This window comes from Legionella parisiensis (assembly GCF_001467945.1).
GTDB lineage: Bacteria > Pseudomonadota > Gammaproteobacteria > Legionellales > Legionellaceae > Legionella > Legionella parisiensis.
In genome coordinates, this window is the sequence record NZ_LNYQ01000013.1 from 48,191 (window position 1) to 64,933 (window position 16,743).

Consider the following 16,743-nt stretch of genomic DNA (forward strand, 5'->3'; position numbering starts at 1 on the left):
TTAATGTTGGTGTCCAGTTTATCGAGCAAAGAGCAGTGCCTGGATTCTTCGATTTTTTGCTCCCAACTCTTTTTTTATAAAAGGTTGCCATTGCCATGAGGGGATATCGTAATTTTGTGAGTGAAATAGCTCGTTTAGATGGGCAATTAATGCTTCTTTTTCTAATAAATCAGGAAGGGTTTGGATCGTAAATTGATTTAAGGCATGTTGCTGGATAGTGTAATCCTCGAATTCTAAAGAAAAGGAGGCCATTTTCTGACGAATGAGATCGGCAAAGAGAGGTAGCACTTTATTATCTTTGGTCGCATAACAAATATCACCTACACGACCTTCAATTCCTGCCAGCTGAGTAAAAACGCCATTTGATTTTTCTTCAATTAAGACATCATCTAAACGATAACGGATGATTGGTTGTGTTGTACGCAGTAGATCAGTGATTATAGGAACAAATCGCTTTTGATCCAGCCATTCTTTTTCAATAATTAAATATTCTTCATTCATTAATAAATGATTACTTTCTTTATCATTGATGGCTAAAAAACCTTCAGTGCATTGATAGACTTGTGCTACCTGACATTGAAAGATGTTGCTGATAATACGTTCATCGCGTTTTTCTAAAACTTCGGCAACAGCAAATATTTTTTCAGGGGTAATTGATAAACGGTGTTTTTCTTTGGCTAAAGCCAGTAGTACAGAAGCTGGTGCTGATATAATAGTAGGTTGTATTTCATTTAAACGATCAATATGGGTTTCAAAATGTTTGAGTAAATCAAAAAAATGAAATTGAATTTTTTTTCTTTTACTCAATGTTGTATAGAGTTTGCTATTCGCTCTGAGAAAAAAGGCAATGCGTTCTTTTCTCTTGAGTCCTTTGGGTAACGCTTTAGCCAGTAAAATGCCAGCCCAGGCATCACGTTCTTTTTGACTGGCAAGAAATAAACCTCGACTTCCAGATGTTCCAGAGGAAAGTCCAACTGCGATACCTTTGATTAAAGCAGAAAAATCACGTGTACTTTCAGCGTTTAAAGCCAGTTGCAATGCATGGTCTTTTTTTATTTGTACGGTATTTATCTCATCAAAATGATGCATCATTATTTTTTTGTTAATAATTGGCCATTCATTGAGAGGTTTATGCAAATAGGGTTGATAAAAAGGGGATTTGTATAATGTCGTTTTCACGAGCTTTTTGAATCTTTTTTCCTGATAAGCAGTTAATTGCTCCCTTGATTTGAAACGTTTCTTAAGAAAATGGGTCCTAAAGTAGTAATAAAGCAGCCTAAGCATCATTGTTGTCTCTCAAAAGACGAGCTCGTATATGTTGGCAATGAGCGGGAATAATATCAATTTCTTTATTATTTTTAAAAAGTTGATGCAATTTCTTGATTGTTTGCTGATAAGCCTCTTTATTATCGTGGATCAAATAAGTGAGATTACTTGGAAAAATGAATTCCTTAAAAGTTTCCTGGTGCCAGCAACTGTCTGCAACCAAAAAGGTTTCTTGGACTGCTTTAAAATACAAACCAATTTGTCCTTTAGCATGACCTGGCAAAGGAATGGCAATAAGTTGTTCATCACCAAAAAGATCAAATCCGCTAGTGAAGGGTGATAGATTTGATTTCAGCGCCACTTCATTTTTTAACACAACCAAACGTTCATAAAAGTCTTTCGGTAGTAGTCCGGGTAAAAATCCCTGTATCAATGTTTTTAGTCCTTTTTTTTGACGGATATTGTTTATGGCATCAGGATGACAGAAAAATTGGGCATTAGGGAAATCTTTTAAACCACCGATGTGATCCGCATGAAAATGCGAAATCACAATTGCTTTAATCTCCGAGGATTGGATATCGTTCTCTTCTAGTTGTTCTTTAAGCGATTTTTTTAACACCATGGGTGTTAAATGTCGGTAAATGGAAAAAGGGAATTTTTGCGTTAACTCCTTGAAGCGGCTGCTATAGCCTGTATCAAAGAGAATATAACCTTGAAGTGGGTGTTTGATTAACGCACAGATTGCAGGGTATTCACATTGCTTCCAACGACCGCTTTTTAAAGTCATTCGCTCACAATGTGTGCAATATCCCGCTTCAAATAATCGATACTTTATCATGATCTTCGATACCACTCGGCAAAACCTTCTATTCCTTGATTTATATTGATTTGCGGTTGATAACCTAAATCTTTTTTCGCTGCTTCGATATTTAAGGTTTGTCCCATACATAAAACAGCAGCACTGTAGCGTGTTAAACGTGGTTCTTTATGTATAAATGGAAAATTATAGAGTTTTTCCACGCACCCAGCATATATTTTTGCAATTGAATAGGGGATAAATTGGGGTATCAATGGTTTTTGTAAGGCACTAAACAGTTTCGAAATAATGGCCATTAAAGTCTGTGGCTCGTCATTAGTGATATTGTACTTTTTGCCGCAAAATCGTTGATCTGCGTGTGCCGCCAAAAGTAAACTTTCTACTACATTTTCGACGTAGGTAATATCGATTATGTTTTCCCCATTACCAATGATAGGCAGGATACCGTTTTTTTCATTTTGGAGTATACGCGGGAAAATGGCGCGATCGTAAGGGCCGAAAATAGCACGCGGGCGTAAGGTAATCACATCCATATTTTTTTCCTGATAGGCCTTATCCACCAGAGATTCCGCGAGTAATTTGGTTTTTATATAATAGTTGGCTGGTTTTGAGGGTAATGCTGCATCCTCCTTAATATTATGTTGTTCGGTGAAATTAAAATAAATACTTGGTGATGAAACATGAACTAGTCGGGTATTGGGGAGCGTTGCTTCAATGACATGCTGGGTGCCTAGAACATTAGATTTATAAAAATCTTTATATCGTCCCCACGGGCTAGAAAGAGCGGCACAGTGAAAAATGGTTTGGGCATCCCGAGTTACTTTTTTTAATTTCTCTTTATCAAGCAAGTCTATGGCTATAAATCGTGCGCCAGATTGGGAAATGATTTTACCAAGCTGTTCATTGCGCCCTAAAGCAATTACCTCATAACCGTTTGTGACCAATCGCTGAGTTAAATTGAGTCCAAGACAACCTGTTGCTCCGGTAACAACGCAGACCATATTAAAACTCCAAAATCAAACCACCAGCGGCTAAACCAGCACCTGTGCCCATTAACAGCACTAATTGTCCGCGATGCAATTGTTTGCTGTCAACTAAAGTGCATAATGCTGTAGGAATGGAAGCTGCAATTTGATTTCCATGATAGGGATAAATTGAAACGAATTTTTCAGGTGGAATATTCAATCTTTTTTGCACATGATGCATCGCGAGCAAACTTGCTTGATGGGGGACAAACCAATCAATGTCATTCATGGAGAGATTGGCTTTGTCTAAAAGATTTTCCATGAGGCTATCTAATAATTTAGAGGCGAGTTTGAATACTTTTTTACCTTCCATATAAAATAGGCTTTTTTCTATGCTCGATAACGGATTTTTTGTCAAACGAGTACCTCCGGCTTCAATTTGGCAGAAAGAAGAACCAATACTGTGCGTCTCATGATGTGACGATAAAATTCGATTTGTTCCATCGCTTTTTTCAAGGATACACGCTGCAGCTCCATCGCCAAAAATGGTGCACGTTTCCATATCTTGCCAATTTAATCCTGCTGAAGCAATGTCACTGGAAACAATAAGAACTCGTTTATATCGTTCTCCATCGACTAAATACGAAGCAATGTCTAAGGCACTAATAAAACTTAAACACGTACTGTTGACGTCAAAACAAGCTGTTCCTGATTGCTCCATGCCCAATTGTTTTTGAATTAATGCTGAAGTACAGGGAATAGCTTGTTCCCCTACGCCACAAGCACTGATGATGGCATCAATTTCCGCTAATTGAATATTTGCTTGCCTTACTGCAACCAGCGCTGCCTGTGCGCCCATATAAGAAGTTGTTTCATCTGGGGATGCAAAGTGGCGTGAAATTAATCCAGATTTTTTCTGTACACTTCCTGTAGGTAAATTAAGTTGAAAATCCAGTTCTGTAGAAAGGACTTTGTTTCTGGGTAAATAACATCCCATTCCTGTGATTTTTACAGCAGGCATAATTCATTTCCTCTATTGGCTTCAATGAATCTATGAGAGAGGTCATAAACACGCAGAATATCGTCAATTATACTTTATGATTATTTGTTGTTCAATGGTGTTGAGCTAAAAATGCATTCAATAAAATGACAATTCAGTTTCAGGAAAACTGTCAACCCATTCTGATCCATGATAAATTAATGATTATTCATGAGATGATTTGCAAAGGATTGTAGTTAGTGTTTGATTTGAGACAGCATCTAAAAGTTTTTATCCTCATGTCGCTAAGCACGGTGCTGCAAACTTCGTGTATGGTTGGACCTGATTTTCATTCACCCAATCCACCTAAGGTCAAAAAATATACTGAAAAACCGCTACCGGAAAAAACCGTAAGCACTCCTGGAGCAGGTGGTCAAGCACAAGCTTTTATTACTAATAAAGATATTCCTTTATTGTGGTGGGAGCTTTATCACTCACCGGAATTGAATCAACTCATTCGCATGGGTTTAACCAATAGCCCCAATTTAGCTGCGGCTTCAGCCGCTTTACGTCAAGCTCAGGAAAACCTCAAAGTTCAAATTGGCAATTCCATGTGGCCAGCAATCGATGCAAGTCAGATGATGCAAAGACAGCGTTATTCTGGGGTACAAATTGGTTTGCCAAATGAGAGTTTGACATTTAATCTCGTTTATACTTCGTTTAATTTATCCTACACATTAGATGTTTTCGGGGGAGCACGACGGCAAATTGAAGCATTAAAAGCCCAGGTTGATTATCAGAACTTTCAAGTAATTGCTGCTTATTTGACCTTGACTTCTAATATTGTTACTACATCAGTAGCAATTGCGTCATTTCAGGCACAAATTGATGCGACTATTGATTTAATCAAGGCACAACAAGGACTTCTTGATATTTTAAACAAACAATATCGGTTGGGAGGTGTTTCCCAAGAGAATGTACTGACCCAACAGACCTTACTTGAGCAAACCAAAGCGACTTTGCCGCCACTTCAAAAAAGCTTATCTCAGGCTAAACACGCTTTATCGACGCTTGTAGGAGTTTTTCCGGAAGCCCCTTTACCTATTATTAGATTGGATCGCTTAAAATTACCCCGCGAGCTGCCGGTGAGTTTGCCCTCAAATCTTGTGCGCCAACGCCCTGATGTGCGTGCGTCAGAAGCCTTGCTTCATCAAGCATGTGCTCAAATTGGGGTAGCAACAGCGAATTTATTCCCGCAATTTACCATTACTGCCAATGAGGGATGGCTTAATACGTCCTTTGCAAACCTGTTCACCAAAAAAAATGAGGTTTGGGCTTTAACCGGGCAAGTAGTTCAGCCCTTGTTCCATGGTGGGGCCTTAATGGCACAACGACGTGCTGCAATGGCAGCGTATCAACAGACTGCTGCACAGTACAGACAAACCGTATTACAAGCTTTTCAAAGCGTAGCAGATGTTTTAAGAGGATTAGAAGTAGATGCACGAACATTGCAAGCACAAATAAAAGCAGAAAATGCAGCGCGGGATGCTTTAAATCTTACATTAAAACAATATCGTCTAGGTGGGGTAAGTTACATCAATTTATTAAACGCGCAACAGCAGTACCAACAGACGCGACTTAGTCGTATCCAAGCTCAAGCTCTGCGTTACAGCGATACGGCTGCATTATTCCAGGCCTTAGGTGGGGGCTGGTGGCATAAACCCTGGTGTGTCAAAGAGTGTCTATGATGAAAGAAATTTTTTTGAAAAAACAGATGATTGTTATGTTAATTGTCGTGGGGATTCTTTTCGGTCTGATTTTTGGTTGGAAAGCTTTTACTAACTATATGAGAAATCAATTTTTCCTCAAATCGCAGTCACCTGCAGTGACGGTATCCACGATGAAAGTAGAAGCTTCATTATGGCAACCATCTTTAAAAGCAGTGGGTAGTATGCGTACACGCCTTGGTGTGAATGTAACTACAGAGCTTGCGGGTATGGTAAAGACAATCTACTTTACGCCCGGCGCAACAGTTAAAAAGGGTGCTCTTTTGGTGCAATTAAATGCAGGAACCGAACTTGGATTGTTGCATTCATTACAAGCTCAGGTCGAACTGGCAAAAATTACCTATAAACGTAATAAGGCACAATTTGCTGTGCATGCAGTAAGTAAACAAACGGTAGATACTGATGAATGGAACCTCAAAAATTTACAAGCCCAAGTTGCAGAGCAAGCTGCAACTGCGCAAAAAAAGACAATCCGTGCTCCTTTTGCGGGTCAATTAGGTATCAATAGAATTAATCCAGGGCAGTATCTTAATGTGGGGGATACGGTTACTACATTACAGGCATTGGATCCCATTTATGTTGATTTTTATTTACCCCAGCAAGATTTAGGAGAGTTAGAGCTTGGACAAACGGTAAAGCTCACTACTAATACGTTTCCCGACAAGTTTTTTCAAGGGAAAATCACCACCATTGAACCTATTGTTGATAGTGCTACTCGCAACGTGTTGGTAGAGGCGACTATCCCTAATCCTGATTTTCAACTGAAGTCAGGTATGTTTACTCGAGTTGAAGTTGCTGCTGGTATGAAAAAAAGCTATCTGACTTTACCTCAATCAGCGATTAGTTTTAATCCATATGGAGATATTGTCTATCTGGTTCAAGAAAGCAAACAAAAAGACAGTACTAATCAACCAATTCTTACAGTCAAACAGGTATTTGTAACCGTTGGCGATACACGAGGGGATCAAATTGCTATTTTAAAGGGACTGTGTGCAGGAGATATTGTGGTTACTAGTGGTCAATTGAAACTTAAAAACGGCAGCCGAGTCATAATAAACAATAAAATACAACCAAGTGATGAGGCATCACCCAAGGTAGTGGAGCAATAATAGCACAACGAGGTAGTAATCAGAAAAGAACTCAGGGACACCCAAAGCATCGTTCTGGAGGTCACGCGCCAAGTGCGGTCTGGGTAAATAAGTTGTTTGTGTTGAGCATAATCTAAGGATTGTAAGAATGCGGTTTACGGATATTTTTATTAGAAGACCTGTACTGGCTACAGTGATTAGTTTGATGCTTTTAGCAATGGGCTTGCGCTCGATCAACTCTTTACCTGTAATGCAGTATCCGTTTACGCAAAATGCCATAGTAACTGTTACTACAACTTATACTGGTGCAGATCCTGATGTCATTGCCGGTTTTATTACTACTCCTTTAGAGAACTCAATAGCGCAGGCTAATGGTATTGACTATATGACGTCTATCAGTACTTCAAGTACAAGTACGATAACCGTAAATCTCCTCTTAAATTATGACCCCTTGAAAGCTTTGTCCGATATAACCACCAAAGTGAATGCAGTTTTGAATCAGCTCCCTGAAAACTCACAGCAACCAGTAATTACTGTTACGGTTGGGCAAACAATTGATTCGATGTACATAGGATTTTATAGTGATGAGTTACCCATTAATAAAATTACCGATTATCTGATTCGGGTAGTGCAACCGAAACTGCAGGCAGTTAATGGAGTACAAAAAGCAGAAATACTTGGAAATCAAACGTTTGCCTTGCGCGCATGGTTAGATCCGGTGAAACTGGCTGGATACGGTATTTCTGCAGCAGAAATCGGAGCTGCACTTGCAAATAATAATTTTATTTCAGCGGTAGGCCGTACCGATGGACAGATGTTTGTCCAAAATCTTACGGCAAGTACCGATCTAACCAATGTCAATCAATTTAAGAAGATGATTATTAAAGCTCAAAATGGAGCAATCATTCGCTTGGAAGATGTGGCTACTGTAGATCTAGGAGCACAAAATTATAATTCTTCAGTCAGTTTTGATGGGCGAACAGCAGTTTATATCGGTATTGTTGTGGCACCTTCGGCTAATCTTTTGACGGTAATTTCTGAAATTAAGAAAATATTTCCATCAATTCAGGAGCAATTGCCTCAAGGTTTGCGAGGACAAATTGTATATGATGCCAGTTTATTTGTTAATTCTTCCATCCAGGAAGTAATCCTATCTTTATTAGAAGCATTCTTTATTGTAACAGTCGTTATTTTCCTCTTTCTCGGATCTATTCGCTCCGTTGTTATTCCAATTATTGCTATTCCTTTATCTCTTGTTGGCGCTTTTTGGATTATGCTCATTCTAGGTTTTTCAATTAACCTGTTAACTCTATTAGCTATGGTGCTTGCGATTGGTTTGGTAGTTGATGATGCGATTATTGTGGTAGAAAATGTGCAACGCCACATAGAGGAAGGAAAAACACGATTAAAAGCTGCGATATTGGGGGCACGTGAACTGGCAAATCCAATTATTGCAATTACAGTCGTTCTGATTGCTGTTTATTTGCCTGTAGGTTTTATGGGGGGCTTGACTGGAGCTTTATTTACCGAATTTGCTTTTTCACTTGCGGGTGCCGTGACCGTTTCGGCAGTAATTGCATTAACTTTATCGCCGATGATGTGTTCCAAATTCCTTAAATTAGGGGATGGGGAGAACAAGGGACGTTTTATGACTTATGTCGATAATTCATTTGCAAAACTTGAAAAATCTTATGAACGAATTTTGTCAGCAACATTAAATCATTTGCCAGTTGTTATTGTTTTTGCTGCGATTATCCTTTTTAGTAATTATTTTCTTTTTATTACCTCAGATTCAGAGTTGGCACCACAAGAGGATCAAGGGATTATTATTGCCCAGGTTACGACCTCGGCCAATTCATCACTGGCCCAAACACAACTTTATGCAAACGCTGTGAATGAAATTTTTAAGAAATATCCTGAAACGGATCATATTTTTCAAGTTGATGGTGTTCAAGGATTAAATACATCCATAGTCGGCATGGTTTTAAAACCTTGGGATCAACGTCAACGCACATCGAATCAATTACAGCCTTTAGTTCAAAAGGAACTTGATAAGATTGCCGGGGCTAAAGTAGCTGCGTTTCAACTACCTTCATTACCAGGCGGTGGAAGTGGGCTTCCTATTCAATTTGTGATTAATACCACTGAAACTTTTGATAAATTGAATGAGGTGTTACAGCGTATTTTAGAGAAAGCTTATGCTACAGGTATGTTTGCTTATATTGATCCCGATCTCAAAATCGATAAAATTCAGACTAAGGTTAATTTAGATCGCGACAAAATATCCCAGTTTGGTCTCACCATGCAGGATATTGGTAATTTATTTGGGTCTGCATTGAGTGAGGGGTATATTAACTATTTCAATTTTGCGGGCCGCTCCTATCAGGTTATTCCGCAAGTAAAGAGGAAGACGCGTTTAAATGCGGATCAATTATTGAATTATTATATGAGGACCGCTGCCGGAGATTCAATCCCTCTTTCTACAGTTGCTACTTTGCAGCGACAAGTTGTTCCTCAATCTTTAAATCATTTTCAACAACTCAATTCTGCAACAATTTCAGCAGTTGCTTTCCCTGGAGTATCTATGGGGCAAGCCTTGGGTACTTTTGCTAATATTGCCAAAGAGATTTTGCCTCAAGGCTACTACATCGATTATGCGTCCCAATCAAGGCAATTTATTCAAGAAGGGGCCAGTCTTATTATCACGTTTTTCTTTGCCCTCATTATTATCTTTTTGTCATTAGCTGCTTTGTTTGAAAGTTTTCGTGATCCCCTTATTGTTTTGATTAGTGTACCTATGTCGATTTGTGGGGCAATGATTTTTGTAAGTTTGGGTGTTGGTAATGCTAATCTTAATATTTATAGTGAAGTTGGTTTGGTTACATTAATTGGTCTTATTAGTAAACATGGTATTTTGATCGTGCAATTTGCCAATGATTTACAAGCGAACGGGCAAAAAAAGTTAGATGCAATTAAAGCTGCTGCTGCAATTCGCTTGCGCCCTATTTTAATGACCACAGCAGCCATGGTTTTAGGGGTGATACCACTAATCATTGCTACAGGCGCTGGGGCTGAGAGTCGTTATAATATTGGTTTAGTGATTGCAATGGGTATTTCAATTGGTACTTTGTTTACTCTTTTTGTTGTTCCCGCAATGTATTTGTGGTTAGCTGAAGATCATTCCAAAAAAGCCGCAGCGGAGCATTTAGAAGATGAAGAATCTTTAGGTTAGTGATTTATCGTCTCATATAAAAGTGGAACTCTGAATTGATGACGTTTCGCTGCACTCATCTTACCGTTCAAACTTAGGGAGTTGCTATAGGCATAGTGGGCGCGTCATACCTTTTAGTTTCTACTTCTTTAGAGGTGGTGGCAAACAGACCGAAACGTTTGGTGAGCTCCCCAAGTGGAGGGGGATTTTTTAAAGCATCGTTGATTTCATTAAGAAGTTTTTGTCGGGAGGGGGTAAACAATCCCAATGCTTCAAGCAGCGAAAAAAAGCACATTTTTAAGTAAGCGAAGCTAAAAGTATTGACTTGTTTGTGAGCCAGAATAATTTGTGCATTTTTAGTAAAAAGAGGATCTTGAAATTCTTTTCCTATCTTGTCTAAACGTTCTTGAATTTTCAATGTCTTATCGTTAGCAATTTTATCCAATTTGTTAATAAGTTTTGATTTTTTATTTAAAGTTTTTTCATTTTCAAAGAAGGAAGTTTTTTTACTAAAATAAATTTTAAATCGCGCTAAGGCGACTTGTACTGCATCGAGATGATAATATTCTGCATAGTATTTTTTTTCAAATTTACTGATTTCTTTTTTCAACAGTTTTTTGATGTTCTGATCAATATCTTCCGCTGTTTTGGATTGAGCAATAATGTCATTTTTGAGTTTTAGTAAATAAACTTTAAGATCGGCCCTATATTCTTTATCTGTATATTGCAAGCCTATGGGACGATTACGCATTACTTTCTGATGTTTATCGAATGATTCAATAGTATATTTTTCGATAAAAGCGAGTTTCTCTTGTTCCTGGATTGGAACCAGGCTCTCTAGATAACCTAATTTTTCTTTTGCAGTGTCTAACCGCATTTGATGGGTTGCTTTTACGCCCAGGTAGTAATGATGACTTGCGACGATTAACGCTTCGATCTCAGTAAAATGAGGATCATAGCCTTTAAGTCCAGAGTTACATAGTTTATCAAGTTTATGATCTTCAGGATATTTACTGGGGGCGATCTCGATTTTTTTATCTTGCTTAAGTTTTGCCAGCTTAGGTAATGCTTTTTTATAAGCAGCACATAGCTCAATTTTTGCTTGCTCCAAAGGAACTCTTGGCCGGTAAGTTGCAGAAATATCAAACAGGTCAAAAGGCGTTGTCACTTCAAGATACCAGTAGTATAGGTTTTCAATAGTTTTGAAACTTTTATCTATTTGTTTTAAATATCTTTTTGTGCCCCCGATCTGTTTTCTGGTAAGTTCGATCCTTGTCTCCAGAGGTTCATTGTCACAAACTAACCGTATATGCGTGGCAGAATTCAAGTCCAGAGGATGTAGTAATCCTTTAAAGAATTCATCTATGATTTGTCTTAATGGCCCTGAGAATGTTCCTGGGACAAGTCCTAATCTGTTTTCCCAGCGATCTCCTTCAAGAAGCATTGGAGTAAATATTTTAGATCGCATCATCTCTAGATTATCCATTATTCCATCATGAGAAGTGCTCATAAATTCATTGAGTTTTGTTGTAAGTTCCTGATATAGGTAAATCATATTTGGTGTTTGCAGGAACAATTTAAAATAAGAACCAGAGTTCTTAATTAGAGCTTCTATAATCAAGGTTGCTTTTTTTGCACGCAGATGTAATTCGTTCAACTCTTCGGTTGTTAGATAATTCGTATTTTTTAAAGCTCTAATGTGTTTTGGGCCAATATAAAAAGCATTAAGAACATACCAAAGTGGATTGTACTCTACTTTTGTTGATCCATATGGAACTTGTTCGGGGGCAACCTGGTAGGCATCAGAATGTTCCTGGAAGGTTGCATAAAGATTTTGAGCTTTACCAATCAAATCACGCGCCATGAATCCTAAATGGGGGTCTGCAGCCAAACGTTTGGCTGACTTAATAATTTCATTAAGATGTCCATAGGCTTGTAACAAATAGTAAACATAACGACTTTTTGCACTTTGATTATTTAAATTCTCTAGTTCAAGGACTATCCCTTCTAAATGGAACATACTGTTAAATATGTCTTTTAAAGCACATACTTGTCTGCTTTGAGTCAATCGCTGGTTATTATCTTCCATCTCAGGGAATGGAGGTATGGAGGGAGGTATAACAACGTTTTTCAAACCGGTAACTATTTCTTTTATCGGAATTACCTCTATCACTTCAGGTTGTGGTCTGTCTGAATAAGGAGTTAACTCCCTTTTCATTGCATGATTAAACAGTTTAGTTACCTCAAATAAGGATTGCCTAAACTCATGAATGCATTTTGAATAGTTTTTGTGTTGGATGACGTAGTGTTCTCTACCCGTTTTGGGAGATGATTCTAGAACTGCTGTATTATTTTCAAGGGTAAATTTTTCTTGAGCCAAGTCATAAAAGCGTTGCGCTCTTCGATTCCACTCATCCGTGATGTGAGAAAAGAATTCTTGGAAATGTCCATCTAAATCTAAGAACATTCGAACTGAAGGGGCATCTTTTCTGTTCATTTTTCTGTTTGATAAGAGGGCAACTAAATATTTATCAAACTTCAACGCATCCTCTTTCATTTCAGGGGGGACAGCGCAAATGAAATAGGGTTGAAAAATACTATATAAATTACGACATTGAGCTTTTACTTTGGGATCTAGACGATCCAAAAGTAACATATTCCTATTAATCTGAGGCCTTGCTTGTATTTCCTTTCTGAGCAAGGTAATAAATTGAACATAAGCATTTTGCACCACCAGAAATTTGTTATGCTTATTTCTATACCATTGATAGATCTCAAGAGTTTGATCTGCAGTTAATTGCTCGGGATTTTGCAGTAATTTATCACCTTCTATTATCTTAAAATGCAGCTTTGCATCTTTTTCGCGTTTAGCCGCCAGAGCTTGGGACTCTTTTTCGTCTAGAAATTTGTTTTTGGCAAAATTATAATATGCTTGGCTTTTGTCTTCCCATTTGGCAAAAAACTCCTGAGCATGTTTGTCCAGCTGCAAAAACAAAGATGCCGGAGGTGCTTCTAAAATTTCTATTGGCCTATTTTCAAGTAACGCAGCTAAATATTTCTCAAAATTTTGAACACAATCTTTGAATTCACCCGGTATTACATATTTTAAATAGGATTGAAAAACAGGAAATAAATTACGACATTCTTCTTTTGCTTTCTCATCAAGACTTGTTAGCAGCAAGTTATTTGCGTAAAGCTGTGGTTTGTCCTCAATTTGTTTTTTTATTATTTGAGCAAATCGAGTATAGGCCCCCATTATTTTTTGAAACTCATTTTTACTAATCCACTCAAAATTGATATGGCCAAGGAAATCTTGGATATTTTTATCTAATCCCTGAAAAAGCTCTATCGATGGGATGTTGGTGATTTGTTTTTTTGCAAATAAATCGGATAAATAGTGTTCCAAACTTTTTGTTGAATCCTTAAATTCAGATGAGGCAATTGAACTTAAGTAAGGTTGGAATACCTTGAATAATTGATGGCACTCATTTTTGACTTTATCGTCAAGATTGTTTAGATTCAGACTCTTTTCATAGAGATCTGGTTTTGCTGCTAGGTGAGACTTTACTAAAAGTGTAAAACGCAAATAAGCATCTTGAACTTGTTGAAATTCTGATTTTGTGAGTCTGGCTTTTCTATCTTTATTGTGCTCGACTTGCAGGGGTATTGATTCATCAAGGGTATACGTATTCGTTTTTTCACTATATGGGAATAAAACTAGATTTGCCTTTTTATGAACTGAATCAATTAAGTCTTTATTTAAATTAATGTGAAAAAGCTGGCTATTCTCATCTTTGGTGATTAAATCAGCGAGTACTTTTTCTTTTGCTAAAACGAAACTTATATGGTCTGCAGGAAGCTGTCTCCTTATGAAACGCACAGGTCTTCCCATAAAAGAGTACCAGTCTTCTTTTTCAGGTCCTGTCAATCTTGAGATGATAAGTTCATTTAAATCGATATCAAGTTGGGTCATATAAGGCTTGAGAAGCTTATAGTATTTTGTTAGTTCTTTCTTGATTTCGGGGGGGAGTTGATACAAACGAAGGTTGTTATAACCTATGTCTTTTAATAGGGTAAAAAATTGCGTGCATGCGATAGATGCTTTTTGAATCTTGTGCAGTTTTTTATTGGCTTTATCAATCCTTTTATAAGTCATTTCCAATCTTAATTCGATAAATCGAGAGTCTTCTATCTCAAGTAACTCTTCCCCTTTTGCCTTAAAATCAATTGCTTTTTTAGGTAAATAGAGTATTTTATCATACAGGGATTTGATCTTCTCCATAAGAGGAACAGACAAAGTACCAGGCTTAAGCATGGCGTAATCTTCGATTTTATCGACTAAACCAAATAAAGTAGGTAACACCTCATATTTAAGTTGTGCTAATTTTACACGGACTAAATCTTGAGATGATTCACTAAGCTCTCCTATCTGCTCCAAAGAACTCATCGATAAAGTGATTATATTGCTAATTATATGAATGTAATTTAAAAACTTAAGTGAAACAAAAACACTGTTTCCTTTTAAGTTTTCTATATCATTCAATAAGTTAAGTGCGGCTTTTTGTAGCTTATCCAGCTTTTCTTGATTTAGCTTGGGTTCAGACTCTTTAATTTGCGAAGAAAATTGTTCTATGTAATGGGTTAATTTATCAATGTAGCTTGGTAGGACGGCACTGAATTGAGTAAGAAAATTATAATCTACATCTCCACTAAGGGGGCGTAGCTGATCTACTGCGATTCCAGCTACTTCACCTACTTTATAGGCTAGCGGCATAGGTTCAAGTGCTTTTACTATAGCTTCTTTCTCATTCGCATGTTTTTCTGCAAAAGATTGTATTTGGCTGAATATAGGCAGAAGAAGGGATAATTCCTCTTGAAACATGTCTCTGAGATCCACATCTAAATGAGTCAGCAGATAACTTGCTTTGTAAGCCAGGTCTATGGTTTTACCGTAGAGTAATTTGAGATCAGAACCGCTTCGCTTTATGTTTCTGACATCTATGTTTTCCAAATCTAAAAAGGTCAGGCGTGCATAGTAAAGCGCATTGATGAGCTTTTTAATTTGAGAAATATTATCAGGATCGAGAGAGTAATTAGAAAAAGGGGCCCACGATATATGGCCTTTTCTTGAAGTGGCTGACAGAATTCGTGCTTTAAAAGCATCCACTACAAAAGGGAATGTATGATTTCTTTTTGATGTAACCTCAAAAATCTCGGGGATAAAAGGCTCTAAGTCTTTAGGAGAAAATCCCGGGTTTAAATTAATTTTGAGTTCTTCGTTTTGGATTACAGCAGTGACTAATTTACCCGTGGGATCGAAAACTGTGTATTCAAGACCTGCTTTGACTCTACGTACATAAAAGGAGCCTTTTTCCAGTTTTTCGCCCTCAGTCATCAAAACAATTTTGTAGGTAAATGGCGATGGGGCGTCAAGCTCTTCTAAAATGGCATCTTTGATCGTTTTTTTGTCTGGCGTGATGACTGAATAGGCTATTTTTCCCAGTTGTTCCCTTATGTATATCTTTCCGGGTTTTAACTCTGTTTCATCGGACATGAAGCAAAATTCATAGCGAGGAAAATAAGGAATTATGCGAGGATTAACGTGCTTGCTGTATAGAATGTCGAAAATTTTAGTGTCAATTCTCTCCAGTAATTTAGATATCTGGTTCTGCTTAAATGACTCTAATAATTTTATATATTCTTCAAATATCATTACAGATAGCCTAATGAAGTCATAAGTTGTATGCTGTTAATATTCGCCGGCATTAAGAATATCACAGTTTGGTGATATTTTCGCCTGTTATTCTCGATAAATCAATGACTGATTTTTGGATATTTCCAGTGTGTTTTAAAAAAATCGAGTTAAGCTAAGAGATTATTTTTACTGACAATTCTAAAATAAATTCTGCTACCACTTCTGTCATGCCAGGGTAATCTGTATAAGCCTTGATCTGAATAGGTCGCGTCACTCGCTCTCCAGTTTTTTGAGACTCCTCTAACATGGTTTTGACTTTTGCTCCTTCATGACAAACGAAATAAACATCAGATTCAGGCCTACGTAAAAATTGTGCTTGAAAAGATTTAAAAACAAGGGAGACTCTAAGATGTTTTTGTGACGCATGATAAAAAGCATGTAAACCTCCTGCTAAGTCAGCGCCAGCACATAAGGCTCCGAAATACATGGAATGTAAATGATTGCGACTTCGTCTTTTTAAGGGCAGACAAACAATAATGTCAGTATCCGTGAGTTGGAGGAGTCGTGGCCGTAAATAACCGAGCATGGGTACTTTAAAATGGCTAAATGTCCAGAGAAAAAATTTAAAACGAGTTAAGGTATTCATGAATTTTCCTTTTTACCCATAGATACATTTTATTGTTACTTTATCTATCAAGAGTAAGTGGAGGTATGAAAAATATGAGCCATAACAGAATCCTTGTAAAAAACTTCATATTAAAGTCCGATTAATTTTTTAAAAAGAATAAATTAAGGTTTTCATTGTAGTATATATTTTGTAGTAAAAATATGTCTCTAACAACTTTTGTAAGGTAAAAGTTTGAAGGTTGAAATAGATTTGAATGTGATTTTTTATTTTTTTGCGTATAATTATATAGTTTTGTAGCCGCGAAATA

At 37.3% G+C, this 16,743-nt stretch carries 9 protein-coding genes; 3 read left to right on the forward strand and 6 right to left on the reverse strand.

Translation table 11 applies throughout. The features are described 5' to 3' along the window. Positions 1-18 precede the first annotated feature (18 nt). The 4 genes from Lpar_RS06255 to Lpar_RS06270 are packed head-to-tail and all read right to left on the reverse strand — an operon-like array spanning position 19 to position 4,069. Positions 19-1,287, reverse strand: coding sequence for a F390 synthetase-related protein (locus Lpar_RS06255; protein ID WP_058517131.1), 1,269 nt, complete (start codon positions 1,285-1,287; stop codon positions 19-21). Next, positions 1,277-2,104 carry an MBL fold metallo-hydrolase gene (locus tag Lpar_RS06260; RefSeq protein WP_115341269.1) on the reverse strand — a complete coding sequence of 276 codons (828 nt, stop codon included), beginning with the start codon at positions 2,102-2,104 and terminating at the stop codon, positions 1,277-1,279. Before Lpar_RS06260 ends, Lpar_RS06255 begins: the two co-directional genes overlap by 11 nt. After that, a complete protein-coding gene (locus Lpar_RS06265; RefSeq protein ID WP_058517133.1) occupies positions 2,101-3,084 on the reverse strand; it encodes an NAD-dependent epimerase/dehydratase family protein in 984 nt (327 codons plus the stop codon). Before Lpar_RS06265 ends, Lpar_RS06260 begins: the two co-directional genes overlap by 4 nt. A 1-nt stretch (position 3,085) precedes the next feature. Beyond that, positions 3,086-4,069: a beta-ketoacyl-ACP synthase III gene (locus Lpar_RS06270; protein WP_058517134.1), complete on the reverse strand. Its 984-nt coding sequence runs from the start codon at positions 4,067-4,069 to the stop codon at positions 3,086-3,088. Positions 4,070-4,287: 218 nt separating this feature from the next. Here Lpar_RS06270 and Lpar_RS06275 point away from each other — a divergent pair, with 218 nt between their 5' ends. From Lpar_RS06275 to Lpar_RS06285, 3 genes are all read left to right on the forward strand, one after another. After that, positions 4,288-5,775 carry an efflux transporter outer membrane subunit gene (locus Lpar_RS06275; RefSeq protein WP_058517135.1) on the forward strand — a complete coding sequence of 496 codons (1,488 nt, stop codon included), beginning with the start codon at positions 4,288-4,290 and terminating at the stop codon, positions 5,773-5,775. Beyond that, positions 5,775-6,923 carry an efflux RND transporter periplasmic adaptor subunit gene (locus tag Lpar_RS06280; RefSeq protein WP_058519190.1) on the forward strand — a complete coding sequence of 383 codons (1,149 nt, stop codon included), beginning with the start codon at positions 5,775-5,777 and terminating at the stop codon, positions 6,921-6,923. Before Lpar_RS06275 ends, Lpar_RS06280 begins: the two co-directional genes overlap by 1 nt. 127 nt (positions 6,924-7,050) lie before the next feature. Further along, positions 7,051-10,134 (forward strand): efflux RND transporter permease subunit, encoded by a 3,084-nt coding sequence (locus Lpar_RS06285; RefSeq protein WP_058517136.1) that lies wholly within the window; start codon positions 7,051-7,053, stop codon positions 10,132-10,134. Between the two features lie 73 nt (positions 10,135-10,207). Here the strand turns inward: Lpar_RS06285 and Lpar_RS06290 are convergent, their stop codons facing one another. Both Lpar_RS06290 and Lpar_RS06295 read right to left on the reverse strand, forming a co-directional pair. Further along, positions 10,208-15,826, reverse strand: coding sequence for a hypothetical protein (locus tag Lpar_RS06290; protein WP_058517137.1), 5,619 nt, complete (start codon positions 15,824-15,826; stop codon positions 10,208-10,210). Between the two features lie 154 nt (positions 15,827-15,980). After that, positions 15,981-16,454 (reverse strand): DUF4442 domain-containing protein, encoded by a 474-nt coding sequence (locus tag Lpar_RS06295; RefSeq protein ID WP_058517138.1) that lies wholly within the window; start codon positions 16,452-16,454, stop codon positions 15,981-15,983. Positions 16,455-16,743: the final 289 nt, after the last annotated feature.